We start from the raw sequence: 24,564 nt of genomic DNA, 5'->3' as shown, positions 1-24,564 counted from the left end.
CCTATTATCAACCCCAATCGCATCGTCATCGTCGACTACGGCCCTTCCTACTTCGCCGGGGAAAACGCGGAGAAGAATTTCCCACCCATCAAACAAGAAACCGACACCACGCCCCCACCGACCTGACAGGGCCCCGGCGTGCCACTACATCGATGATTCGAGCGCGATCTTGATGCGCGGGTAAGTGGTGCAGAATGTTGCGATCCTTACGTGTGTCGTGTCAGGATCGGCGGCGATGAGCCAGTCCACCCTCGCCCCGCCCACCGTCGCGTCGCCGCGGCGGATCGCCGCGCTCGCCCTGCCGGCCCTCGTGGTGCTCACCGCCGAGCCGCTCTACGTCCTGGTCGACACCGCCGTGGTCGGGCATCTGGGCCGGGTGCCGCTGGCCGCGCTCGCCGTCGGCGGCACCGTGCTCACCCTCACCGCCTGGCTGGGCAGCGTGCTGGCGTACGGGATCACGGGGCGGGCGGCCCGCCGGTTCGGCTCCGGCGACCGGGCCGCGGCGGTGGCCGAGGGCGTGCAGGCGTCCTGGCTCGCGCTCGGGGTCGGGGTGCTCGTCGCGCTCGGCATGCAGGTCGGCGCCGGCCCGCTGGCGCGTACCCTCGGCGGTTCGGGCGAGGTGGCCGCCGCGGCCGCGCAGTGGCTGCGGGTCGCGGCGCTGGGCGCCCCCGGCCTGATGCTCGCCGCCGCCGGTAACGGCTGGCTGCGCGGCGTGCAGGACCTCCGCCGGCCGCTGTGGTTCGTGCTCGGCCCCAACCTGCTCTCCGCGCTGCTCTGCCCGCTGCTGGTCTATCCCGCCGGCCTCGGACTGGTCGGTTCCGCCGTGGCGAACGCCGTCGCCCAGACCATTTCCGGCGGACTGTTCGCCGCCGCGCTCGTCCGCGAGCGGGTGCCGCTGCGCCCGCGCCCCCGGGTGATCCGCCAGCAGCTCGTGCTCAGCCGCGACCTGCTCGTCCGGGGCGTCGCCTTCCAGGCCAGCTTCCTGTCCGCCACGGCCGTCGCCGCCCGGTTCGGCGCGGCGGCGGTGGGGGCCCACCAGATCGCCGTACAGCTGTGGTTCTTCACCGCCCTGGTGCTCGACGCGCTCGCGATCGCCGCGCAGACGTTGATCGGGGCGGCGCTCGGGGCCGGCGACGCGGCCGGCGCCCGCGCCCTCGCCCGCCGGATCGCGCTGCTCGGCGCCGTCTGCGGCGTGGCGTTCGCGCTGCTGATCGCCGCCGGGGCGGGGATCGTGCCGTCGTGGTTCAGCTCCGATCCCCAGGTACGCGACCAGGCCATGGTCGCCTGGCCGTGGTTCGTGGCGTTGCAGCCGATCGGCGGCGTGGTGTTCGCCCTCGACGGGGTGCTGATCGGCGCGGGCGACGTCCGCTACCTGCGCAACCTCACCATCGTCGCCGCGTTCGGCGGTTTCCTGCCGGCGATCTGGCTGGCGTACGCGTTCGACCTGGGCCTCGGCGGGATCTGGGCGGGGCTGACGCTGTTCGTGGTGGTCCGGCTGGCCGCCCTGCTGCTGCGGCTGCGCTCCGGCGGCTGGGCGGTCGTCGGCGCCGTCCGCTGATCGGCCCTTTCCAACACCCGGCGGGCGAGCCCAGCCGCCAGGTCGGGCGGGGCGTGGTGGAGAGCGTCTGGCAGGCTTGGCGGTCGTGAGCGCAGACGGTCTGATCGTGGTGGACAAGCCCGGCGGCATGACGTCGCACGACGTGGTGGCGCGCGTCCGCCGCCTGGCCCGGACCCGGCGGGTCGGGCACGGCGGCACGCTGGACCCGATGGCCACCGGCGTGCTGGTGATCGGCGTGGGCCGGGCCACCCGGCTGCTGACGTACGTCATCGGCGCCGGGAAGAGCTACACCGCCACCGTCCGGCTCGGCCAGGCGACCGTCACCGACGACGCCGAGGGGGACGTGATCTCCACCACCCCGGCCGGTACCGTGACCGACGAGGCGGTCCGGTCGGCGTTCGCCGCCCTCACCGGCGAGATCGACCAGGTGCCGAGCGCGGTCAGCGCCATCAAGATCGACGGCCAGCGCGCCTACAAGCGGGTACGCGAGGGCGAGAGCGTCGAGCTGCCCGCGCGCCGGGTCACCGTGAGTCGCCTCGACGTGCTGGCGATCCGCCGGGACACCCCGGACGTGGTCGACGTCGACGTCGACGTGACCTGCTCGTCGGGGACGTACATCCGGGCCCTGGCGCGGGACGCGGGCCTGGCGCTCGGGGTCGGCGGGCACCTGACGGCGCTGCGCCGCACGGCGGTCGGCGGCTTCACCCTGACCGAGGCGGCGACCCTCGACGAGCTGGAGCCGCGCGCGCCGGAGGTGGTCAACCTGCCGCTGGACGCGGCGGCCGAACGGTTCTTCCCGCGCCGGGACGCCAGCGCGGACGAGGCGCGGGTGCTCGCGCACGGCGGCCCCCTCGACCCGGCCGGCATCGCCGGCCCGTACGCGGTCTTCGGGCCCGGCGGTGGGCTGATCGCTATCGTCAGCGAACGGGCCGGCCCGGCCCGCGCGGAGATCGTGCTCGCCCCGGCCTGACGGCGGGCGGGGTGGCCCGTCGGAACACCCGGCGGGCGGGGCGGCCCGTCGGAACGCCCGGCGGGGAGCAGGGGAGGAGCGTCATGCAGCGGTGGCGGGGGTACGAGGCGGCGCCCGGCGGCTGGGGCCGTTCGGTCGTCACCATCGGCGTCTTCGACGGTGTGCACCGGGGGCACCAGGCGACCATCGGGCACGCCGTGGCCCGGGCCCGGGAGCTGGGCGTGCAGTCGGTGGTGGTCACCTTCGACCCGCACCCGGCCGAGGTGGTCCGCCCGGGCTCGCACCCGGCGGTGCTCACCGAGCCGGCCCGCAAGGCGGAGCTGGTCGAGGCGCTCGGCGTGGACGTGCTCTGCGTGGTGCCGTTCACCCCGGAGTTCTCCCGGCTGCCGGCGGAGGCGTTCGTGCACGACATCCTGGTGGAGAACCTGCACGCCGCCCTCGTGGTGGTGGGGGAGAACTTCCGCTTCGGGCACCGGGCGGCCGGCGACGTGGCGCTGCTGGAGCGGCTCGGCCGCACGTTCGGCTTCGGGGTCGAGGGCGGCCCGTTGGTCGCCGACGACGGCACCGTCTTCTCCTCCACGTACATCCGCTCCTGCGTCGACGCCGGGGACGTGGGCGCGGCGGCCGCCGCGCTGGGCCGCCCGCACCGGGTCGAGGGCGTGGTGGTCCGCGGCGACCAGCGGGGGCGGGAGCTGGGCTTCCCCACCGCCAACCTGCTCTGTCACCGGTACGCCGCCGTGCCGGCCGACGGCGTCTACGCCGCCTGGCTGGTGCGCCGGGGGCACCGGGAGCGGCTGGCCGCGGCGGTCTCCGTGGGCACCAACCCGACCTTCTCCGGGCGGGAGCGGCGGGTCGAGGCGTACGCGCTGGACTTCTCGGGCGACCTGTACGGCGAGCGGCTGGCCCTGGACTTCGTCGCCCATCTGCGCGGTCAGGTCCGGTACGACGGGATCGAGCCGCTGGTGGCCCAGATCGCCCAGGACGTCGAGCGCACCCGCCGCGTTCTCGGCTGAGCCGGACCCCGCCGTGGGGAGCTGGGTTTCGTGCCCGTCCGCGCCGTCGCGTCGCCCTTCGCCGGGCGGTTCCGCCGGAGGCTGGTAGTCTGACGGGGACGTCGGCTGACCGACGTGGAGCCTCGCGTGCCTGCACGACGCCGCGGGTGCGAGGTTCGTCCGTCTCCGGTCTCCGGGCCCCGACGACGGGTCCCCGGGCCTGACGACGGACACCACCGATCAACCCACCGAAACAGGGAGAACATGGCGCTCGACCAGGAGTCCAAGGCCAAGATCCGCGCGGAGTACGCGACCGCCGAGGGCGACACCGGTTCGCCGGAGGTGCAGGTCGCGGTCCTGACCAAGCGGATCGCGGACCTCACCGAGCACCTGAAGGTGCACAAGCACGACCATCACAGCCGCCGCGGGCTGCTGCTGCTGGTCGGCCGTCGCCGTCGGCTGCTCAACTACGTCCAGAAGAAGGACATCAACCGCTACCGGTCGCTCATCGAGCGGCTCGGCCTGCGCCGGTGACGTCACGGGGGAGCGGCCAGCGGGTCGCTCCCCCGTCCGGCGTCACCACCCGAATCACACCCGGGCCGCGCGACCACCCGACAGGGAGCCGGTCAGCGTACCGGTCTCCGGTAGTGGCCCCCGGGAACCCGGCCAGCCGCCGGCACCCCGGGCGCTTCGATCGAAGACCGGCCGTCTGAGCAGCTCCCCGTGTCGTGGGCCCCTGACGCGAAGGAGCACAACCGCACCATGACCGAGAATTCCCTCGGCACCGAGTCCCGCACCGCCGTGATCGACAACGGGTCCTTCGGCACCCGCGAGGTCACGTTCTCCACCGGCCGCCTGGCCCGTCAGGCCGCCGGTTCCGTCATCGCCCAGCTCGGCGAGACGGTCGTCCTCTCCGCCACCACGGCCGGCAAGCAGCCGCGGGAGCAGTTCGACTTCTTCCCGCTGACGGTCGACGTCGAGGAGCGGATGTACGCCGCGGGCCGCATCCCCGGCTCGTTCTTCCGCCGGGAGGGCCGGCCCAGCGAGGACGCCATCCTCACCTGCCGGCTGATCGACCGGCCGCTGCGCCCGTCGTTCGTCAAGGGCCTGCGCAACGAGGTCCAGGTCGTCGAGACCGTCCTGGCGCTGGACCCGCAGCACCCGTACGACGTGGTGGCGATCAACGCCGCGTCGATGTCGACCAAGCTCTCCGGCCTGCCGTTCTCCGGCCCGATCGGGGCGACCCGGATGGCGCACGTCGACGGCCAGTGGGTGGCCTTCCCGACCCACGAGGAGCTGTCCCGGGCCACCTTCGACATGGTGGTGGCCGGCCGGGCCCTGCCCGACGGCGACGTCGCGATCATGATGGTCGAGGCCGAGGCCACCGAGCACACCGTGGCGCTGGTCGCGGGCGGTGCCCCCGCCCCGACCGAGGAGGTCGTCGCCAGCGGCCTGGAGGCCGCCAAGCCGGCCATCCGCGAGCTGTGCCGGGCGCAGAGCGAGCTGGCCGAGGTGGCCGCCAAGCCGGTCGCCGAGTTCCCGGTGTTCCTGGATTACCAGGACGACGCGTACGACGCGGTGGCCGAGCTGGCCCGCGGCGAGGTCGCCGAGGCCCTGAAGATCGCCGGCAAGGCCGACCGCGAGGAGGCCCTGGACCGGATCAAGGCCCGCGTGCAGGAGGAGCTCGGCGCGCGCTTCGAGGGCCGGGAGAAGGAGCTGTCCGCCGCGTTCCGGTCGCTGACCAAGGCCGAGGTACGCGCCCGGGTGCTGCGCGAGCAGGTCCGCATCGACGGCCGGGGCCCGCGCGACATCCGCCCGCTGACCGCCGAGGTCGGCGTGCTGCCCCGGGTGCACGGCTCGGCGCTGTTCGAGCGCGGCGAGACCCAGATCCTGGGCGTCACCACGCTGAACATGCTGCGCATGGAGCAGGCGCTGGACACGCTCTCCCCGGAGAAGTCCAAGCGCTACATGCACAACTACAACTTCCCGCCGTACTCCACCGGTGAGACCGGCCGGGTCGGCTCGCCGAAGCGCCGCGAGATCGGCCACGGCGCGCTCGCCGAGCGGGCGCTGATCCCGGTGCTGCCGTCGCGCGAGGAGTTCCCGTACGCCATCCGGCAGGTCTCCGAGGCGCTCGGCTCCAACGGCTCCACCTCGATGGGTTCGGTCTGCGCCTCGACGCTGGGCCTGCTGTCGGCCGGTGTGCCGCTGAAGGCGCCGGTCGCCGGCATCGCCATGGGCCTCATCTCCGACGAGGTCGAGGGCAAGACCGAGTACGTGACGCTGACCGACATCCTCGGCGCCGAGGACGCGTTCGGCGACATGGACTTCAAGGTCGCCGGCACCCGGGACTTCGTCACCGCGCTCCAGCTCGACACCAAGCTCGACGGCATCCCGTCGGACGTGCTGGCCGCCGCGCTCCAGCAGGCCCACGAGGCCCGGCAGGTCATCCTCGACGTGATGCAGCGGGCCATCGAGGCGCCGGCCGAGATGTCGGACTACGCCCCGCGGGTCACCACCGTCAAGATCCCGGTCGACAAGATCGGCATGGTGATCGGCCCGAAGGGCCAGACCATCAACGCCATCCAGGACGAGACCGGCGCCGAGATCTCCATCGAGGACGACGGCACGATCTACGTCGGCGCGACCAACGGCCCGTCGGCGCAGGCCGCCGTCGAGCGGATCAACGCGATCGCCAACCCGACGCTGCCGAAGGTGGGCGACAAGTTCCTGGGCACGGTGGTCAAGACCGCCGCGTTCGGCGCGTTCGTCTCGCTGCTGCCGGGCCGCGACGGCCTGCTGCACATCTCGAAGGTGGGCGACGGCAAGCGGGTCGAGAAGGTCGAGGACTTCCTCAACGTCGGCGACAAGGTCGAGGTCGAGATCGCGGACATCGACGCCCGCGGCAAGATCTACCTGGACAAGGTCCGCCCGGAGGGCGCCGAGGCGCCGGCCGCCGGTGAGGCCGCCGGCGGTGAGCGTCCGGCTGGCCGGGACCGGGGCGACCGGGGCCCGCGCGAGCGGGGCGAGCGGGCCGGTCGCGGCCCGGAGCGCGGCGAGCGCGGCCAGGGCGGCGGCGAGGGTGGCGAGGGCGGCGAGCGTCCGCGCCGCCGGACCCGGCACAGCTGACCCGACCGGCACCACCCACCCCTCGTCGAACTGAGAGCAGGTCTTCGTGAGTCGGTCCCGGCGCGCGTCCTTTCCGGAGAATCGACGGGGGGTGGCGCCGTCCGGCGCCGTCCGGCACGCCACCGGGCCGCAGCCCGGGCGTTCCGGCGGCGCGTCCCGGGCGGTCACCCGCACGCTGAGTGACGATCCGCTGGGCGGCACGGTACGCCGTACCGTGCTGCCCAGTGGGCTGCGCGTGCTGACCGAGGCGATCCCGGCGATGCGCAGCGTCTCGTTCGGCGTCTGGGTGGCGGTCGGCTCCCGCGACGAGACCGGCCCGCAGGGCGGCGCGGCGCACTTCCTGGAGCATCTGCTCTTCAAGGGCACCCACAAGCGGACGGCGCTGGACATCTCCTCGGAGATCGAGGCGGTGGGCGGCGAGACCAACGCCTTCACCACGAAGGAATACACCTGCTACTACGCCCGCGTGCTGGACGAGGACCTGCCGCTGGCCATCGACGTGATGTGCGACCTGGTCGCCGACTCGCTGCTGGAGCCGGCCGACGTGGAGACCGAGCGCGGCGTCATCCTCGAAGAGATCGCGATGCACGACGACGAGCCGGGCGACGAGGTGCACGACCTGTTCGCCCGCGCCGTCTACGGCGACCACCCCCTCGGCCGGCTGATCTCCGGCACCGAGGACACGGTCACCCCGATGACCCGGCGGCAGATCCAGGGCTTCTACCGCCGCCACTACACGCCGCCGCAGATCGTCGTCGCGGCCGCCGGCAACCTCGACCACGCCGCCGTGGTCCGGCTGGTCCGTCAGGCCCTGCACGGCACCCCGTTGGACACCGACCCGGCGGCCCCGGCCGCGCGCCGGCCGGCCACCCCGACGGTACGCACGAAGCCCGCCACCACCCTGGTCGAGCCGAAGGAGTCGGAGCAGGCGCACGTCATCCTCGGCTGCCCCGGCATCGACCGCACCGACGATCGGCGCTTCGCCCTCGGCGTGCTCAACAACGTCCTCGGCGGCGGCATGTCCAGCCGCCTGTTCCAGGAGATCCGGGAGCGCCGCGGCCTGGCGTACTCGGTGTACTCCTACGCCAGCCAGTACGCCGACAGCGGCATCTTCGCCGTCTACGCCGGCTGCGCCCCGGGCAAGGTGGACGAGGTGCTGGAGCTGACCCGGGCCGAGCTGCGCCGGGTGGCCGCCGACGGGCTGACCGAGGCCGAGGTGGCCCGGGGCAAGGGGATGAGCAAGGGCTCGTTCGTGCTCGGGCTGGAGGACACCGGCTCCCGGATGAGCCGACTGGCGAAGGGCGAGCTGCTCTACGGCGACCTGATGCCGGTGGACGAGCTGCTGGCCCGGGTGGACGCGGTGAGCGTCGCCGCCGTGAACGCCCTCGCCGCCGAGCTGCTCGCCCGGCCGATGTCCCTGGCCGTCGTCGGCCCGTTCGGCGAGGGCGACTTCTCCGCCTGACCGCCGTCGATCCCGCGGACGGCCCGACCCCTCGCCTGGGCGGGACGGTCGGCGGCCGGCCCGGTGCGGGTGCCCCGATCTGGACCGGCGCGACCTGGCCCGCGACCGGCTTGGGATAGGTTGTGCCCCGTGACTGAGCAGCAGGAGAGGAACCCGGCGGAGCCGATCCGGGTGGGCGTGCTGGGGGCCCGGGGCCGGATGGGCGCCGAGGTGTGCGGGGCGGTCGACGCCGCGCCCGACATGGAGCTGGTGGCGGCGATCGACCAGGGCGACGGGCTGTCCGCCGTCGCCGACGCCGGTGCCGAGGTGGTCGTCGACTTCACCACCCCCGACGCCGTGATGGACAACCTGCACTGGTGCGTCGACCAGGGCATCCACGCCGTCGTCGGCACCACCGGCTTCACCGAGCAGCGGCTCGACCAGGTCCGCGGCTGGCTCGCCGGCAAGCCCGGGGTGGGGGCCGTCATCGCCCCCAACTTCGGCCTCGGCGCGGTGCTGATGATGCAGTTCGCGGCGCGGGCGGCCCGGTACTTCGAGTCCGTCGAGATCGTCGAGCAGCACCACCCCCGCAAGCTGGACGCCCCGAGCGGCACCGCCACCCACACCGCCCGCCTGATCGCCCGGGCGCGCGCCGAGGCGGGCCTCGGGCCCGTCCCCGACGCCACGAAGGACGAGGTGCCGGGCGCCCGGGGCGCCGACATCGACGGGGTACGGGTGCACGCCGTACGGGCCACCGGGCTGCTCGCCCACCAGGAGGTGCTGTTCGGCACCACCGGCGAGACGCTGACCATCCGGCACGACTCGTACGACCGGTCCTCGTTCATGCCCGGTGTGCTGCTGGCCGTCCGCGCGGTGCTCAGCCGGCCCGGCCTCACCGTCGGCCTGGACGACCTGCTCGACTGACACGAAACTCGGGCCGCGCGCCCGACAATCCGGTCGCCGGGCCGCCGGTCCGCCCCTAGGCTCGCCGGATGATCGACTCGAACCGGCGCGACCGGACCGGCCGGCACGTCACCCTGCGGCCCGTCGACGACCACAACTGGCGGGCCGTCGCCGACGTCGTGCCCCGGGACGACCAGCGGGCCTGGGTGTACCCGATGGCCGCCCGCTACCTGCTGCTCAGCGAGCGCGGCGGGGTCTGGACCTCGCTGGCCGTGTACGCCGGCGACGCCGTCGTCGGGCACGTCATGTGGGGCGTGGACGACGACGGGTCCCGGTGGATCGGCGGCGTGGTCGTCGACGCCACCGAGCAGGGCCACGGCGTCGGCGAGGCGGCCGTGGCCACCCTGGCCACCTGGCTGGCGGCGCAGCCGGGGTGCCGCGCCGTCCGCCTGTCGTACCACCCCGACAACGCCGCCGCGGCAACCCTCTGGACCCGCCTCGGCTTCCTCCCCACGGGCGCGACGGAGGACGACGAGGTCGTCGCCGAACTACCCGTCGATCATGGGGTTGACGGCTGATTCAGCGACCGGATCCGCCGCCAACCCCATGATCGACGCCGGCCTCGGGGGCGCGGCGCGGGGACGGGACGGCCGGGGCGGGGACGGTGGCGGTCAGCGTGACGGACGGCGGGAGGCCGTCCACCTGGGCCGCGCCGGTGCCGTCGACCGTCACGTCGACGGGGGCACCCGCGACGCGCAGACCGCGGGCGGTCAGCGCGCCCAGCTTCGGCCCGGCCAGCGGGTCGAGGCGGACGACCCCGCCCGGCACGTCCGGGTAGAGCCCGACGCCGGCCTGGAGCAGCAGCACCGAGGCCGCCGCCGACCAGGCCTGCGGCTTGCACGCCGCCGGGTACGGCACCGGCCGGCCGATGAGCGCCCGGTCGTCGCCGGCGTACAGCTCCGGCACCCGGTGGTCGAACGCGTCGGCGGCGGCGAGCAGCCCGTCGGCCAGGCCGAGTGCCGCCTCGCGGTGACCGCCCCGGGCCAGCCCGGCGAGCACGATCGCGGTGTCGTGCGTCCAGACCGACCCGCAGTGGTACGACAGCGGGCTGTACCCGGCGTCGTCGGTCGACATGGTACGCAGCCCGAACCCGCCGGCCAGCGCCTCGGTGGCGAGCAGCCGGGCCACCTGCGCCGACTCGTCCTCGGTCAGCAGGCCGGTGCCGAGCAGGTGGCCGATGTTGCTGGTCAGCGAGTCGACGGGCCGCTTGTCCCGGTCGAGGGCGAGCGCCGGCTGGGGGCCGTACGGGCCGTCGACCCAGAACGCGGCCCGGAACCGCTCGGCGAGTCGGGCCGCGTGTTCGCGCCACCGGTCGCCGCCGGGCCGGCCGAACGCGTCGAGCAGCGCCGCCCCGGCGACCGCCGCCTCGTACGCGTACCCCTGCACCTCGGCCAGCACGATCGGCGCCTGTGCCAGCCGGCCGTCACGGAACCGGATGGAGTCGCCGGAGTCCTTCCAGCCCTGGTTGGACAGCCCCCGGCCGCTGGTGTCGACGTACTCGACCAGGCCGTCGCCGTCGGCGTCGGCGTGCTCGCCCAGCCAGCCCAGCGCGGCCTCGAGGTGCGGCAGCAGCGGCTCCACCTGCTCGGCCGGCAGGCCCCAGCGCCACGCGTCGTGCAGCAGCGCCACCCAGAGCGGCGTCGCGTCGACGGTGCCGTAGTACGCGGGCGGCAGCCGCAGGCCGTGCTGGGGCAGGGCGAACTCGCCCCGGCGCAGCTCGTGCAGGATCTTGCCGGGCGCCTCGCCGGTCGCCGGGTCGACCCGCGTGCCCTGCCGGCGGGCCAGCACCCGCAGCGTGCCGGCGGCCAGCTCGGTGCCCAGCGGCAGCAGCATCCGGGCGGCCCAGAGGCTGTCCCGGCCGAAGAGGGTGAGGAACCAGGGCACGCCCGCGCCGAGGAACACGTCCCCGGGGTGGCCGGCCTCGGCCAGGCGCAGCGTGTGCAGGTCGTCCAGGGAGCGGTCGAGGAACCGGACCAGCCGCCGGTCGTCGGCGGTCACCTCCGGCCGGGCCCAGGTGGGCGCGGCGGCCGGGGCGACCACCACGGCCCGGGGGTCGTCGACGGCCAGCCGCCAGCGCAGGGTGACGCTGCCGCGCGGGGCCAGCTCGACGGGCCAGCTCAGCCGGGGGGAGCGGGCCCGGTCGCCGTCGGCGTCGGCCGCGGCCTGTTCGCCGGTCACGGTGACGGTGATGCCGTCGGCGGCCCAGGTCACCTGGCCGGCGCCGGTCATCTTGGCCGGCAGCGGCTCGGTCGTGTCGCCCGACTTGACCATCTCGATCGGTGCCAGGTCGCAGCCGAGGTCGACGCTGACGGTGGCCCGCACCGGCGCGGCGGCGGTGGAGACGACGTGCAGCTCCTCGGTGAGCCCGCCCGGTTCGAGCCGGCGGACCCGGTCGACCCGGACGGTCGGGTCGGCGCCGGGGTCGCCGAGCCACCGGGTCAGGCCGACGAAGCGGGCGGCGTGCGGGCCGACCGGCCCACGGGTCAGCGCCTCCGGCTCTCGGTCGTCGACGCGCAGCTCGGCCCGGGACAGCACCCGGGCGTCGGCGTGGAACACGCCCTGCACGCCGGCCGGGCGGATCTGTCCGGCCGCGTCGCCCAGCGCGCTGGTCGGGGCGTGGACAACCCCGACGAGGTCGTGCAGCAGGGGTTGCAGGCGGCGTTCGGTCACGGGGCGGCTCCAGGGGTTTCTCGGGGGACGTCTGCCGCGACCGGTGCCGGCTGCCGCACCGGCGGCGCGGGTGGTGTGGCATGCCGTGCCGTGCCGGAGGGGCGTCGGGGGCCGTCTTGACAGATCGTCCGGGGCGGTGCAAAGTGCGAAACATTCCAGCAACTTGAACGTTCCAATCCTGCCGTAAGTCGGTTCGATCGTTCAAGACGGCGAGGGGGAATTTGTGGCACAAAAGGTGACCATCGCGACGGTGGCCCGGCGCGCCCAGGTGAGCAGGCAGACCGTCTCGAACGTGCTCAACGCCCCCCACATCGTCAGGGAGGAGACCCGCCGCCGGGTGCAGGAGGCCATCGTCGCGCTGGGCTACCGCGCCAACCAGGCCGCCCGGCAGATGCGCACCGGCCGGTCCCGGCTGATCGCCGTACGCATCCAGCCGACCCGGGACGGGATCAACGGCTCGGTGCTCGACCGGTTCCTGCACGGGCTGACCGAGACCGCCGGCGCCACCGGCTACCGGGTGCTGCTCTACACCGCCGACGACGACGGCCAGGAGATCGCCGTCTACTCCGACCTGCTCGCCGCGTACGACCTGGACGGCTTCGTGCTCACCGGCACCGACCACGGTGACCCCCGCACCGCCTGGCTCGCCGCCCGCAAGGTGCCGTTCGTGACCTTCGGGCGCCCCTGGGACGACCTGGAGTCCCACCCCTGGGTCGACGTCGACGGCGCGGCGGGGACGGCGCAGGCGACCAGAATGCTGCTGGAGACGGGCCACCGCCGGATCAGCTTCATCGGCTGGCCGAAGGGCTCCGGCGTCGGCGACGACCGCCGGTCGGGCTGGTACCGCACCCTACGGGCCGCGGGCATCGACCCGGGCCCGCTGGACCGGGAGACCGCGGACGGCGTCGGCGAGGGCGAGCGGATGATGAACGACCTGCTCGCCGAGCCCGAGCCGCCGACCGCCGTCGTCTGCGCCAGCGACTCGCTCGCCCTCGGCGCCCTCCGGGCCGTCCGGTGCGCGGGCGCCGAGGTCGCCGTCGTCGGCTTCGACGACACCCCGGTCGCCGCCGCGGTCGGGCTGACCAGCGTCAGCCAACCCCTCGCCGCGGTCGCCGCCCGCTGCGTCGAGCAGCTCACCGGCGTGCTCGACGGCCACGACTTCGATTCCCCGGTGCTGCTCGAGCCCTCACTCGTGCGGCGCCACACCGCGTAAACACCTTCCCCTACCACCATCCCCCAGGAGAATGAGATGACAGCTCGATTCCTCCGCCGCGCGACCGTGGCCGGCATCGCCGCCGCGGCGCTGTTCGGCTCCACGGCCTGCGGCAGTGGCTTCGACGACAAGTCCAGCGACACCGCGCAGTCCAGCGGGCCGGCCAGCCTGCAGATCCTGATCGGCTCGTCCGGCGAGGCCGAGACCAAGGCGGTGCAGGACGCCGCCGCGAAGTGGGCGTCCAGCTCCGGCAACACCGCGACCGTCACCCCCGCGCAGGACCTCACCCAGCAGCTCGGCCAGGCCCTCGCCGGCGGCACCCCGCCGGACGTGTTCTACGTCGACGCCGCCCGGTTCGCCGACTACGCGAGCGTCGGCGCCCTGGAGCCGTACGGCGACAAGATCAGCAACAAGGACGACTTCTACGAGAGCCTGCGCACCACGTTCACGTACGACGGCAAGCTCTACTGCGCGCCGAAGGACTTCTCCACCCTCGCCCTCCAGATCAACACCGACCTGTGGGCGAAGGCCGGACTGACCGACGCCGACGTGCCCACCACCTGGGAGCAGCTCACCGCCGCCGCCCAGAAGATCAAGGCCAAGGGCCTCGTCCCGCTCGCCCTCGGCGACACCCGGGACCGCATCGGCGCGTTCATGGTGCAGAACGGCGGCTGGCTGACGAGCAAGGACGGCAAGCAGGCCACCGCCGACACCCCGGAGAACCTGGCCGCCCTCGAGTACGTCAAGAAGATGCTCACCGACGGGCTCGCCAAGTACCCGAAGCAGCTCGACTCCGGCTGGTCCGGCGAGGCGTTCGGCAAGGGCAAGGCCGTGATGACCATCGAGGGCAACTGGATCAAGGGTGCCCTGCAGAACGACTTCCCGAACGTCAAGTACAAGGTCGTCGAGCTGCCGGCCGGCCCGAAGGGCAAGGGCACGCTGTCCTTCACCCAGTGCTGGGGCGTCGCCGCCAAGAGCAAGTACAAGGAGCAGGCGTTCAAGTTCGTCGAGGCGATGACCGCCGGCGACCAGCAGATCGCCTTCGCCAAGGCGTTCGGCGTCATGCCGTCGCGGCAGTCGGTCCGCGACCAGTACACCAGCCAGTTCCCGGCGGACAAGCCGTTCATCGACGGTGCCGCGTACGCCCAGGGCCCGGTGAACGCCCCGAAGATGGACAGTGTCCTCAGCGACCTGGACACCGGCCTGCAGGGCCTGGCCAACGGCGACCCGAAGACGATCCTGTCGCGCTTCGACTCCAACGCGAAGGCGGCCCTCGGCGGCTGAGGCTGAAAGGAAGGGCCCCTTGCCACGCAAGGGGCCCTTCCTTTCCTTCCCTGGAAGGAGGGGAGATGGCGACCGACGCGCTCGCGGCCCCGGCCACCGCCAAGCGGCCGCCCGGGAAGGGGCGGCGGCGAGGACGCGGTACCCGCGCCAACGAGACCGTCGCCGGCTGGCTGTTCGTCGCGCCGGTGATCGTGATCCTCGGGCTGTTCCTGCTGCTGCCGATCCTGATGGCGCTCTGGGTGAGCCTCACCGACTGGAACGGCCAGGGCAGCCCGTTCACCGGCAAGGTGCCGTTCGTCGGCGGCGACAACTACACGAGGCTGTTCACGGAGGACGGGCTGGATCGCCGGGACTTCATGACCAGCCTGCGCAACAACGTCTACTACGTGGCGATCGTCGTGCCGACCCAGACGGTGCTCGCCCTCGGGCTCGCCCTGATCGTCAACAACCGGATGCTCAAGGGGAAGGGCTTCTTCCGGACCGCCTTCTACTTCCCGTCGGTGACCAGCTCCGTGGCGATCAGCGTGGTCTTCCTGTTCATGTTCTCCAGCTCCGGGGCGGTCAACAACCTGCTCGCGATGTTCGGCATCGACGGGCCGCAGTGGTTCGCCGACTCCCGGGGCGTGCTGCACCTGCTGCTCGGCGTGTTCGGGCTGGACACCGACAATCCGCCCGGCGCGCTCACCGGCGGCGGGCCGCTCGGGCTGACCTGGTGGGACTGGCTCTCCGGGCCGAGCGTGGCAATGATGTCGATCATCGCGCTGGTCGTCTGGACCACGTCGGGGACGTTCATGCTGATGTTCCTCGCCGCGTTGCAGAACGTCCCCGTGGTGCTCGACGAGGCGAGCACGCTCGACGGGGCCAGCCGCTGGCAGCGGTTCCGGCACGTCACCCTGCCGATGATCAGGCCGACCATGTTCCTGGTGCTCACCCTGGGCCTGATCGGCTGCTGGCAGGTCTTCGACCAGGTGTACGTGATGAGCCAGGGCGACCCGGCCAAGACGACGCTCACCCCGGCGTACCTGTCGTACCGGACCGCGTTCCGCGACTTCGACTACGGCTCCGGCGCGGCGATCTCGTTCGTGCTGTTCCTGATCATCATCGTGTTCACCGTGCTCCAGCGCTGGCTGATGGCCGAGCGGGAGCCGGCCGGCGCGCGACGCGGCCCGTGGTGGCGGCGTCGCGTACGGCAGGGGGGTTGAGATGGCCGTGCCGACCGACCGGCCGGCGGCGGCCCCGACGCCGGCCCGCCCGCGCCGGGACCAGGGGGCCCGCGCCCTGGCCAGCCGCTTCGTCGGGTACGCCGTCCTGGTCTTCTTCGGGCTGGTGTTCCTCTACCCGTTCGTCATCCAGATCGGCAACTCGTTCAAGACCGAGCCCGACGCGGCGGCGAACCCGCTCTCGCCGATCCCCGACCCGGTGTCCATGGCCGGCTTCGAGCGGATCTTCGAAGGCACCAACTTCCCGCTCTGGCTCGGTAACTCGCTGCTGGTCACCGTCCTGGTCACCCTCGGGCGGGTGTTCTTCGACTCGCTCGCCGGGTACGCCCTCGCCCGGCTGCGCTTCCGGGGCCGGGGCGGGCTGTTCGCCGCGATCATCGCGGTCATGGCGGTGCCCGGCGTGGTGCTGCTGATCCCGAAGTTCCTGGTGCTCAACCAGCTCGGCATCTACGACAGCTACGCCGGCCTGGTGGTGCCGCTGCTGGCCGACGCGGCGGGCGTGTTCATCATGAAGCAGTTCTTCGAGTCGATCCCGGTGAGCGTGGAGGAGGCGGCGCGGATCGACGGCGCCAGCGTCTTCCGCACGTTCTGGTCGGTGGTGCTGCCCATGGCGAAGCCGGCCCTGATCACGCTGACCATCCTGTCGTTCCAGGGCTCCTGGAACGAGTTCCCGCACAGCCTGGTCTCGGTGCAGAACCCGGACCTGTTCACGCTGCCGCGTGGCCTGGCCGACCTGGTCAGCGGCTCGCTCGGCAAGGGCAACCAGTACCCGCTCAAGCTCGGCGCGGCGCTGCTGGCCACCATCCCCGTGGCGGTGCTCTTCGTGATCTTCCAGCGGTACTTCGTCCGGGACGCCAACGACGGCGCGGACAAGGGCTGACCGGCGGCCCCCGGCGGTCCCCGGCTACTCGCCGGGGGCCGCCGCGGCCGGTACGGCGACGTGCAGCCGCAACTGGTTGACCAGCATGTCGTCGACGTCGAGGGCCCGGGCCGCGCCGTCGGGCTCCCAGCCCGCACCGGTGAGGAACTTCCGGGTCGCCGGGTTCCCGTCGAACGCCCAGGCCACCGCGCGGGCGAACCCGTCGGCGCGCCACAGGTCGACGCTGGCCGCGAGCAACCGGCTGCCGTGCCCGCGCCGGCCCCAGCGCGGCTCGACCAGCAGGTCCGTCACCGCCACCACGTCCGGCCCGAGCGCGTCGGCCGGCTCGTTGGGCGCGCGGGACTCCGCGTCGGCCGGACCGGAGGCGGCGAACCCCACCAGATACGATTGCTCGGCCTGCTCGACGGCGACCAGCACCCGGTGCGCGTCCGAGGGCGGCTCCTGCACCGCCGCGCTCCACCGCCGGGCGAGGTACGCCTCGTCCAGGTTGTCGAGCACGTGCCGGGGCAGGATCCGGCGGTACGCGACCCGCCAGGTGGCGAGCTGGATGCGTGCGATCTCGCCGGCGTCCTCCGGACGCGCCGGGCGGACGTACCCGAGAGCCATGGGACGGAAGCCTACGCAGGGTGGGGGAGGCGACGGTGGCGCAGGGTCCCGGACGCGCGATCGCGCAGGTCGTGGGCGTGGTCGCGCTCGCCGTCGCGGTGACCGCGTTCCTGTCCGTCGCGGCCGTGCGGCACGGCTTCTTCGACCTCAGGGTCTACCACGGAGCGCTGCGCTTCTGGGTCCACGACGGCGGGGAGCTCTACGACTTCCTCAAGCCCAACACCCAGTACGGCTTCACGTACCCGCCGTTCGCCGCCCTGGTCATGCTGCCGATGGCGTACCTGCCGTGGACGGCCGCGATCGTCGTGAGCGTGACCGCCTCCGTGGTGGTCAGCGCGGTGCTGATCTGGTGGCTGCTCGACCCGGTCGCCCGCCGCGCCGGGTGGACCCGCTGGTTCGCCCTCGCCGTGGCGCTCTGCCTGGCCGCCGCGTTCGAGCCGATGCGCGAGACGGTCAACTTCGGCCAGGTCAACATGCTCCTGCTGTTCCTGGTCGGGGCGGACCTGCTGCGGCTGATCCCGGGCGGCAGCCGATGGGCGGGCGTCGGCGTGGGCCTGGCCACGGCGATCAAGCTGACGCCGGGCATCTTCGTCGTCTACCTGCTGGTCACCGGGCGCTGGCGGGCCGCGCTGACGGCGACGGGCACCGCGACCGTCGTCACCCTGCTCGCCGCGGCCCTCTTCCCCGATGCGTCCCGCGAGTTCTGGACCACCGCGCTGTGGAACACGGGCCGGGTCGGCGAGCTGGCGTTCGTGTCCAACCAGTCGCTGCGCGGGGTGGTGGCCCGGCTGGACCCCGAGCACCCGAGCACGATCGCCTGGGCGGCGCTCGTGCTGGCCACCCTCGCCGTCTGGGTCGGGCGGTCCCGGTCCGCGGCGGCCGCCGGCGACGAGGCCACCGGTCTGGCCCTGACCGGCGCGGTGATGTGCCTGGTCAGCCCCGTGACCTGGGTGCACCACCTGGTCTGGCTGCTGCCGGCGCTGCTCCTGCTGGTCGACAACGGCATGGCGGCCGCCGCCCGCAGCCGCCGGCGCCGCGTCCTGCTGGCCGCCGCCGCCATCGGGTACGCGTTGCTGTGCAGCCGGATCGTCTGGTCCTGGGAGAAGGACTTCACGGGCGTCGACGGCTTCCTCGGCAGCAACACCTACGTCTGGATCAGCCTGGCGCTGCTGCTCCTGCTGCCGGTGCGCCGGTGGGCGACCCCGTCCGGGGCCGGGGCGGGCGGCGGCGCGGCTCCCGCCGGGTCAGCCGTCGAGGCGCCCGGCGTAGCGCAGCTCGACCAGGCCGACCGGGGGACGGCCGCCGGTCATCGGCACCTGGTAGGTGGACCGCTCGCCGTCGGGTGACAGCCCGGCCCGCTCGTAGAAGCGGCGGGCCCGGCGGTTGTCCCGCAGCACCCACAGCCGGTACGCCGTCCAGCCCCGCCCCGCCAGCGCCGCCCGGGCCGCGGCCAGCAGCCGCCCGGCCGTCCCGTCCCCCCAGTACGCCCGCTCGACGTACATCGCCACCACCTCGCCGAGGGCGTCGTCCAGGTCGGACCGGTCCTGGTTGTTCCGGTACGGCCCGAACGTGGCGAAGCCGATCACCGCGCCGCCCCGCTCGGCGAGCAGCGTGCGGAACGGCTGCCCCGGGTCGGCGGTGCCCATGTCCCGCCGGCGCTGCGCCCAGGCCGCCACGTTGAGCCGGGTCAGCACCTCGTCCGGCATGATCCCGGCGTAGCCGGCCTGCCAGCCGTGCACGTGCACCCGGGCGACGGCCTCGGCGTCGTCCGGTTCCTCGGGGCGGATCACCAGCATCCGTCCGTTGTATGCCCCGGCCGGCCCGGCGTCCAGCGTCCCGCCGTCGTGTCGTACGTGTGGAATAGGGTGCCCGACGATGGCCGCACCGGAATCGCTCTCGCTCGCCCAGGCCCGGCGGGTGGCGCTGGCCGCCCAGGGTTTCGCCGACCCGCCGCCCACCGGCGCGCCCACCCGCCGCCACCTGCGCCGGGTGCTCGACCGGGTCGGGCTGATCCAGCTGGACTCGGTCAACGTGCTGCAACGGGCGCACTACCTGCCGCTGTACAGCCGGCTCGGGCCGTACCCGACGGCGCTGCTCGACACGGCGGCCTACCGCCGCCCCCGCGAGCTGTTCGAGTACTGGGGGCACGAGGCGTCGCTGGTCCCGGTGGGGCTGCACCCGGCGCTGCGCTGGCGGATGGCCCGGGCGCGCGACGACGCCTGGGGCGGGATGCGCCGGATCGCCCGCGAGCAGCCCGGCCTGGTCGCCTGGGTCCGCGACGAGGTGGCCGCCCGCGGGCCGCTGACCGTCGCCGAGATCGAGCACGACGCGCCCCGGCAGACCGGCAACTGGGGATGGAACTGGTCGGCGGTCAAGCAGGCCCTGGAGTTCCTGTTCTGGGCCGGCGAGGTGACCGCCGCCGAGCGCACCACCTCGTTCGCCCGCCGCTACGACCTGCCCGAGCGCGTCCTGCCGCCGGCCGTGCTGGACGCGCCCACGCCGACCGACGCGGAGGCGTACCGGACGCTGGTCGGGGTCGCCGCCCGGTCGCTCGGGGTGGCCGCCGAGCCGGAGCTGCGCGACTACTTCCGCCTGCCCGCCGCCGGCGCCCGGCGCGCCGTGGCCGAGCTGGTCGAGGCCGGCGAGCTGACCCCGGTGACCGTGCCGGGCTGGCGGCAGCCGGCGTACCTGCACGCCGCCGCCCGGCTGCCCCGCCGGGTGCGGGCCGGCGCGCTGGTCAGCCCGTTCGACCCGCTGATCTGGGAGCGGGGCCGTGCCGAGCGGCTGTTCGGCCTGACCTACCGGATCGAGATCTACGTCCCGGCCCCGCAGCGGGTGTACGGCTACTACGTGCTGCCGTTCCTGCAGGGGGAGCGGTTCACCGCCCGGGTCGACCTCAAGGCCGACCGGAATGCGGGCGTGCTGCTGGTCCCGGCCGCCTGGGTCGAGCCCGGCGTCGAGCCGGGGGAGACGGCGCTCGCCCTGGCGGCCGAGCTCTACCGGCTGGCCGGCTGGCTCGGGCTGGACGCGGTCGCCCCGCCCGCCGCCGGTGACCTCGCGGCCCCGTTGGCGGGCGCGCTGCGGGGCGTGGCGGGTGTACCGTGATCGACGTGACGAGCGTTGACGGCCCGAACGCCCGACCCGACGCCGCCCCCGCGGCCGACTACCACGCCCACGACGGCCACGCCCACGCCGCGGCCGGGGCCGCCTGGCCGCCGCCCGGGGCGTACCCGGCGTACCAGGTGCCGGAGCCGGACCGGTTCACCCGCTTCGTCATGCGGGTCCACGACCGCTCGCCGCGCTGGGCGGTGCCCCTGGCCGCCCTCGGCTGCGTGGGCCTCGGCATGGCGTACGCGCTGCTCAGCGACCCGACCCGGGCCGAGCCGGACGCGGCGCCGACCTGCCTGCTCAAGCTCACCACCGGGCTGGACTGCCCGGGCTGCGGCGGCACCCGGGCCCTCTGGTACGTGCTGCACGGCGACGTGCCGGCCGCGGCCCGGCACCACTTCCTCTTCGTCTTCGCGCTGCCCTTCCTGGCGTACCTGTTCGTGGCCTGGGCCGGCCGGCAGGCGTTCGGCTGGCGGCTGCCGCAGCCGCAGGTCAGCTCCAAGGTGATCGGGGCGTTCCTGGCCGCCTGGCTGGTCTTCTCGGTGGCCCGCAACCTCCCCTGGGCCCCGTTCACCTCGCTCTACGTCTGACCCCCGCGTCCCGGTCGCTGCCCGTGTCAGGGTGCGGCCACCCGTCCCTCGGCCCCTGGACGGCGGCGGGCCGGGCCGGCGGCCGGTGGTGGCGGTGGACCCTGTGGAGCTGCCCCGTATGTGCGCCCAGCCGTCCGGCCGGGCTGCTCCCGGCCGCCGCAGTGGCTGCCCCGTCCGTGCGGGCAGCTCCACAGGCGGCGGACACCGCACCCGCACCCGGCGCGGCCGGGTATGCGGGCGCGGGAGCCAGCGAGATCTTGGCCACGCGTCGGGCCGAGCGGGCGCGAAGTGTCCGGGATTCGCAGGTGGTGCGGGTTTCGGGCGGCGAGCCCCACGTCGGCGGGGCTCCGGTGGGCGGCTAAAGTCCGAGGAATGCCGGATATGGTGCAGCCCCAGGTCAAGCTGATCGCGTGGACCCAGTTCCAGGCCCCGGACGACGTACCGTGGTCGACCGACGCCGAGGGCGGCCAGGCCCTCGCGGAGTTCGCCGGCCGGGCCTGCTACCAGTCGTGGAAGAAGCCCAACCCGGCCACGGCCACCAACGCCGGTTACCTGGCGCACATCCTGGAGGTCGGACACCTGTCGGTGCTGGAGCACGGCACGGTGACCTTCTACTTCACCGGGGTCTCCCGCTCCTTCACCCACGAGCTGGTCCGGCACCGGCACTTCTCGTACTCGCAGCTCTCCCAGCGCTACGTCCCGGAGCGGGACGCGGCCATGGTCGAGCCCCGGGTGATCGCGGAGGACCCGGAGCTGCACAAGCGGTTCGTCGAGGCCGCCGAGGCCAGCGTGCGGGCGTACACGGAGCTGCTGGCGGGGCTGGAGCAGCGCTTCGCCGACGAGCCCAACCCGACGCTGCGCCGCAAGCAGGCCCGGCAGGCGGCCCGGGCGGTGCTGCCGAACGCCACCGAGACGCGGATCGTGGTCACCGGCAACTACCGGGCGTGGCGGCACTTCGTCAAGATGCGCGCCACCGAGCAGGCCGACGTGGAGATCCGCGAGCTGGCCGTGGAGTGCCTGCGCCAGCTTCAGCGGGTCGCCCCGAACGTCTTCGCCGACTTCGTCATCACCACCCTGCCCGACGGCACGGAGGTGGCGGCCAGCCAGCACGCCGAGTGAGTCCTACGCCCTTCCCCGGCGGGCCGCCCGCGGTCGTCCGATAAGTTGTGAGCATGACGCACGACCTTCCTGTCGCCGCGGACCGGGCGCCCTCGCGCCCGTTCGGCCGACTGCTCACCGCCATGGTGACCCCGTTCACCGCCGACGGATCGCTCGACCTGGACGGGGCCGTACGGCTCGCGAACCACCTGGTCGACGAGCAGGGCAACGACGCGCTCGTGCTCAACGGCACCACCGGCGAGTCGCCCACCACCACCGACGCGGAGAAGGAGCGCCTGATCCGGGCCGTGGTGGAGGCGGTCGGTGACCGGGCGCGGGTGGTGGCCGGCGTCGGCACCAACGACACCCGGCACACCATCGAGCTGGCCGCGTCGGCGGAGAAGGCCGGCGCGCACGGTCTGCTCGTGGTGACGCCGTACTACAACAAGCCGCCGCAGAGCGGGCTGGTCCGGCACTTCACCGCCGTCGCGGACGCCACCGGCCTGCCGATCATGCTGTACGACATCCCGCACCGCGCCGGGGTGCCGATCGCCTCCGAGACGCTGGTACGCCTCGCCGAGCACGGCCGGATCGTCGCGGTCAAGGACGCCAAGGGCGACCTCGCCGCCACCTCGTGGGTGACCAGCCGCACCGACCTGGCGTTCTACAGCGGCGAGGACTCCCTCACGCTGCCCGCGCTGGCGGTCGGCTCGGTCGGCCTGGTCGGCACCTCGACCCACTTCACCGGCGCGCTGACCAAGCGGATGATCGAGGCGTACGACGCGGGCGACCCCGGCACCGCGCTGGCGCTGCACCGGCGGCTGCTGCCCCTGTTCACCGGCATCTTCCGTACCCAGGGCACCATCCTGGTGAAGGCGGGCCTGGCGGCCAAGGGGCTGCCGGCCGGCCCGGTACGCCCCCCGCTGGTGGACGCCACCGACGACGAGATCGCCCAGCTGCGCGCGGACTGCGCGGCGGCGGGTCTGGAGCTCCCCGAATGATCGAACGACACGACGGACGCCGGGTGACGGCGTCGCAGAATGAGGTGGACGCGTGACCGACGCGCACATCGAGGGCGAACTGCCCCCGCCGCTGCCGGAGGGTGGCCTGCGCATCACCCCGCTCGGCGGGCTCGGCGCCATCGGCCGGAACATGACCGTCTTCGAGTACGACGGCAAGCTGCTGGTCGTCGACTGCGGCGTGCTCTTCCCCGACGTCGAGCAGCCGGGCGTCGACCTGATCCTGCCGGACTTCGGGCCGATCCTGGACCGGCTCGACGACATCCAGGCGATCGTCCTCACCCACGGGCACGAGGACCACATCGGGGCGGTGCCGTACCTGCTCGCCCACAAGCAGGACATCCCGCTGGTCGGGTCGCAGTTCACCCTCGCCCTGGTCGAGGCGAAGCTCGCCGAGCGGCGGATCCAGCCGTACACGCTGACCGTGCGGGAGGGCGGCCGGGAGCGGCTCGGCCCGTTCGAGTGCGAGTTCTTCGCCGTGAACCACTCGATCCCGGACGCCCTCGCGGTGGCCATCCGCACCCCGGCCGGCCTGGTGCTGCACACCGGCGACTTCAAGATGGACCAGCTCCCGCTGGACGGCCGGCTGACCGACCTGGCCGGCTTCGCCCGGCTCGGCGCCGAGGGCGTCGACCTGCTGCTGTCGGACTCCACCAACGCGGAGATCCCCGGCTTCGTCACCCCGGAGCGGGAGATCGGGCCGGTGCTGGACTCGATCTTCGCCAAGGCGCGCGGCCGGATCATCGTCGCGTCCTTCGCCTCGCACGTGCACCGGGTGCAGCAGGTCTTCGACTCGGCCCTCGAGCACGGCCGCAAGGTGGCGCTGATCGGCCGCTCGATGGTCCGCAACATGGGCATCGCCCGGGACCTGGGCCTGCTCAACATCCCGCCCGGCCTGGTCGTCGGCGTCGAGGAGGCGACGACGCTGCCGCCCGAGCAGATCGTGCTGATGTCCACCGGCTCCCAGGGCGAGCCGATGAGCGCGCTCGGCCGGATGGCCAGCGGCGACCACCGGCACATCACCATCGCCCCCGGCGACACCGTCGTGCTCGCCTCCTCGCTGGTGCCCGGCAACGAGACCTCGGTCTACCGGGTGATCAACCGGCTGGCCCGGGCCGGCGCGGTGGTCGTGCACAAGGACGTGGCCAAGGTGCACGTCTCCGGGCACGCCCCCGCCGGCGAGCTGCTGTACCTGCTCAACGTCGTCCGGCCGAGCAACCTGATGCCGGTGCACGGCGAGTGGCGGCACCTGCGCGCGCACGCCCGGCTCGGCATCGAGTCCGGGGTCGCCGCGGACCGGGTGGTGCTCTGCGAGGACGGCGACGTGGTCGACCTCGTCGAGGGCCGCGCCAGCCTGGTCGGCCACGTGAAGAGCCGGTACGTCTACGTCGACGGCCTGGCCGTCGGCGACGTCAGCGAGTCCCTGCTCACCGAGCGGCGGATCCTCGGCGACGGCGGCTTCATCGCCGCCACGGTGGTGGTCGACTCGGTCACCGGCAAGGTGGTCGGCGGCCCGACCGTCTCGGCCAAGGGCTTCTCGGAGGACCCGGAGGCGTTCTCCCCGGTCGTCCCGCTGGTCACCGAGGCGCTGAACCGGGCCGCCGCGGACGGCATCACCGACCCCCACCAGCTCCAGCAGATCGTCCGGCGCACGGTCGGGCGCTGGGTCAACGACGCGTACCGGCGCCGGCCGATGATCGTCCCCACGGTCGTCGAGGTCTGACGCCCCATTCCGGCCGCGCGCGACGCTGGCCCGGGTGGGGGCTGGGGGCGACCGTGCCCGGCTCCGGGCGGTCAGGCTTGATCCCTACGCCGGGCACGGT

The 24,564-nt window shown here is 73.8% G+C and carries 21 protein-coding genes; 18 read left to right on the top strand and 3 right to left on the bottom strand.

Annotation, left to right across the window (positions count from 1 at the left end; translation table 11 throughout):
• Positions 1 to 235 precede the first annotated feature (235 nt).
• From ABGB16_RS28975 to ABGB16_RS28940, 8 genes are all read left to right on the top strand, one after another.
• Positions 236 to 1,558, top strand: a complete 1,323-nt coding sequence (locus tag ABGB16_RS28975) for an MATE family efflux transporter (protein WP_347671267.1) — start codon at positions 236 to 238, stop codon at positions 1,556 to 1,558.
• 85 nt (positions 1,559 to 1,643) lie between these two features.
• Positions 1,644 to 2,528, top strand: coding sequence for a tRNA pseudouridine(55) synthase TruB (truB, locus tag ABGB16_RS28970; RefSeq protein ID WP_347671266.1), 885 nt, complete (start codon positions 1,644 to 1,646; stop codon positions 2,526 to 2,528).
• An 83-nt stretch (positions 2,529 to 2,611) separates the two neighbouring features.
• The gene (locus tag ABGB16_RS28965; protein WP_347671265.1) at positions 2,612 to 3,541 is read left to right on the top strand and encodes a bifunctional riboflavin kinase/FAD synthetase; all 930 of its coding nucleotides are present in this window, start codon (positions 2,612 to 2,614) and stop codon (positions 3,539 to 3,541) included.
• Between the two features lie 243 nt (positions 3,542 to 3,784).
• The gene (gene rpsO, locus ABGB16_RS28960; RefSeq protein ID WP_145775614.1) at positions 3,785 to 4,054 is read left to right on the top strand and encodes a 30S ribosomal protein S15; all 270 of its coding nucleotides are present in this window, start codon (positions 3,785 to 3,787) and stop codon (positions 4,052 to 4,054) included.
• Positions 4,055 to 4,282: 228 nt separating this feature from the next.
• Complete coding sequence (locus ABGB16_RS28955) at positions 4,283 to 6,649, top strand: polyribonucleotide nucleotidyltransferase (RefSeq protein ID WP_347671264.1); 2,367 nt, start codon at positions 4,283 to 4,285, stop codon at positions 6,647 to 6,649.
• Between the two features lie 175 nt (positions 6,650 to 6,824).
• Positions 6,825 to 8,111 (top strand): pitrilysin family protein, encoded by a 1,287-nt coding sequence (locus tag ABGB16_RS28950; protein WP_347671268.1) that lies wholly within the window; start codon positions 6,825 to 6,827, stop codon positions 8,109 to 8,111.
• A gap of 129 nt (positions 8,112 to 8,240) precedes the next feature.
• The gene (gene dapB / locus ABGB16_RS28945; RefSeq protein WP_347671263.1) at positions 8,241 to 9,014 is read left to right on the top strand and encodes a 4-hydroxy-tetrahydrodipicolinate reductase; all 774 of its coding nucleotides are present in this window, start codon (positions 8,241 to 8,243) and stop codon (positions 9,012 to 9,014) included.
• Positions 9,015 to 9,082: 68 nt separating this feature from the next.
• Positions 9,083 to 9,571, top strand: coding sequence for a GNAT family N-acetyltransferase (locus tag ABGB16_RS28940; protein WP_347671262.1), 489 nt, complete (start codon positions 9,083 to 9,085; stop codon positions 9,569 to 9,571).
• Position 9,572: 1 nt separating this feature from the next.
• Here ABGB16_RS28940 and ABGB16_RS28935 read toward each other — a convergent pair whose 3' ends face one another.
• On the bottom strand, positions 9,573 to 11,723 hold the full coding sequence (locus ABGB16_RS28935) for a glycogen debranching N-terminal domain-containing protein (RefSeq protein WP_347671261.1): 2,151 nt from the start codon (positions 11,721 to 11,723) through the stop codon (positions 9,573 to 9,575).
• 235 nt (positions 11,724 to 11,958) lie between these two features.
• On the opposite strand from ABGB16_RS28935, the gene ABGB16_RS28930 reads away from it, so the two are divergent.
• From ABGB16_RS28930 to ABGB16_RS28915, 4 genes are all read left to right on the top strand, one after another.
• Positions 11,959 to 12,936 (top strand): LacI family DNA-binding transcriptional regulator, encoded by a 978-nt coding sequence (locus tag ABGB16_RS28930; RefSeq protein ID WP_347671260.1) that lies wholly within the window; start codon positions 11,959 to 11,961, stop codon positions 12,934 to 12,936.
• Positions 12,937 to 12,972: 36 nt separating this feature from the next.
• A complete protein-coding gene (locus ABGB16_RS28925; RefSeq protein WP_347671259.1) occupies positions 12,973 to 14,220 on the top strand; it encodes an extracellular solute-binding protein in 1,248 nt (415 codons plus the stop codon).
• Positions 14,221 to 14,285: 65 nt separating this feature from the next.
• The gene (locus ABGB16_RS28920) at positions 14,286 to 15,422 is read left to right on the top strand and encodes a sugar ABC transporter permease (protein ID WP_347671258.1); all 1,137 of its coding nucleotides are present in this window, start codon (positions 14,286 to 14,288) and stop codon (positions 15,420 to 15,422) included.
• A 1-nt stretch (position 15,423) separates the two neighbouring features.
• Positions 15,424 to 16,320, top strand: coding sequence for a carbohydrate ABC transporter permease (locus tag ABGB16_RS28915; protein ID WP_347671257.1), 897 nt, complete (start codon positions 15,424 to 15,426; stop codon positions 16,318 to 16,320).
• A 24-nt stretch (positions 16,321 to 16,344) separates the two neighbouring features.
• On the opposite strand, the gene ABGB16_RS28910 is transcribed toward ABGB16_RS28915, so the two are convergent.
• Entirely contained in the window at positions 16,345 to 16,926 is a 582-nt protein-coding gene (locus tag ABGB16_RS28910; protein WP_347671256.1) for a GNAT family N-acetyltransferase, read from the bottom strand.
• Positions 16,927 to 16,961: 35 nt separating this feature from the next.
• On the opposite strand from ABGB16_RS28910, the gene ABGB16_RS28905 reads away from it, so the two are divergent.
• On the top strand, positions 16,962 to 18,272 hold the full coding sequence (locus tag ABGB16_RS28905; RefSeq protein ID WP_347671255.1) for a glycosyltransferase family 87 protein: 1,311 nt from the start codon (positions 16,962 to 16,964) through the stop codon (positions 18,270 to 18,272).
• Here the strand turns inward: ABGB16_RS28905 and ABGB16_RS28900 are convergent.
• Positions 18,171 to 18,722 carry a GNAT family N-acetyltransferase gene (locus tag ABGB16_RS28900; protein WP_347671254.1) on the bottom strand — a complete coding sequence of 184 codons (552 nt, stop codon included), beginning with the start codon at positions 18,720 to 18,722 and terminating at the stop codon, positions 18,171 to 18,173. The two genes, ABGB16_RS28905 and ABGB16_RS28900, sit on opposite strands and share 102 nt — an antisense overlap.
• A 79-nt stretch (positions 18,723 to 18,801) precedes the next feature.
• On the opposite strand from ABGB16_RS28900, the gene ABGB16_RS28895 reads away from it, so the two are divergent.
• The 5 genes from ABGB16_RS28895 (at position 18,802) to ABGB16_RS28875 (ending at position 24,464) form a co-directional block, all read left to right on the top strand.
• On the top strand, positions 18,802 to 20,031 hold the full coding sequence (locus ABGB16_RS28895; protein ID WP_347671253.1) for a crosslink repair DNA glycosylase YcaQ family protein: 1,230 nt from the start codon (positions 18,802 to 18,804) through the stop codon (positions 20,029 to 20,031).
• Positions 20,028 to 20,624 carry a DUF2752 domain-containing protein gene (locus tag ABGB16_RS28890; protein ID WP_347671252.1) on the top strand — a complete coding sequence of 199 codons (597 nt, stop codon included), beginning with the start codon at positions 20,028 to 20,030 and terminating at the stop codon, positions 20,622 to 20,624. The genes ABGB16_RS28895 and ABGB16_RS28890 overlap by 4 nt, the downstream gene beginning before the upstream one ends.
• 381 nt (positions 20,625 to 21,005) lie before the next feature.
• A complete protein-coding gene (thyX, locus tag ABGB16_RS28885; RefSeq protein ID WP_347671251.1) occupies positions 21,006 to 21,743 on the top strand; it encodes an FAD-dependent thymidylate synthase in 738 nt (245 codons plus the stop codon).
• A gap of 53 nt (positions 21,744 to 21,796) precedes the next feature.
• Entirely contained in the window at positions 21,797 to 22,723 is a 927-nt protein-coding gene (dapA, locus tag ABGB16_RS28880) for a 4-hydroxy-tetrahydrodipicolinate synthase (protein ID WP_347671250.1), read from the top strand.
• A gap of 52 nt (positions 22,724 to 22,775) precedes the next feature.
• Positions 22,776 to 24,464: a ribonuclease J gene (locus ABGB16_RS28875; protein WP_347671249.1), complete on the top strand. Its 1,689-nt coding sequence runs from the start codon at positions 22,776 to 22,778 to the stop codon at positions 24,462 to 24,464.
• The last annotated feature ends 100 nt before the right edge of the window (positions 24,465 to 24,564 follow it).

Origin of the sequence: Micromonospora sp. B11E3, assembly GCF_039871625.1 — a bacterium.
GTDB lineage: Bacteria > Actinomycetota > Actinomycetes > Mycobacteriales > Micromonosporaceae > Micromonospora.
This window is presented reverse-complemented; position numbering and strand designations above follow the sequence as displayed.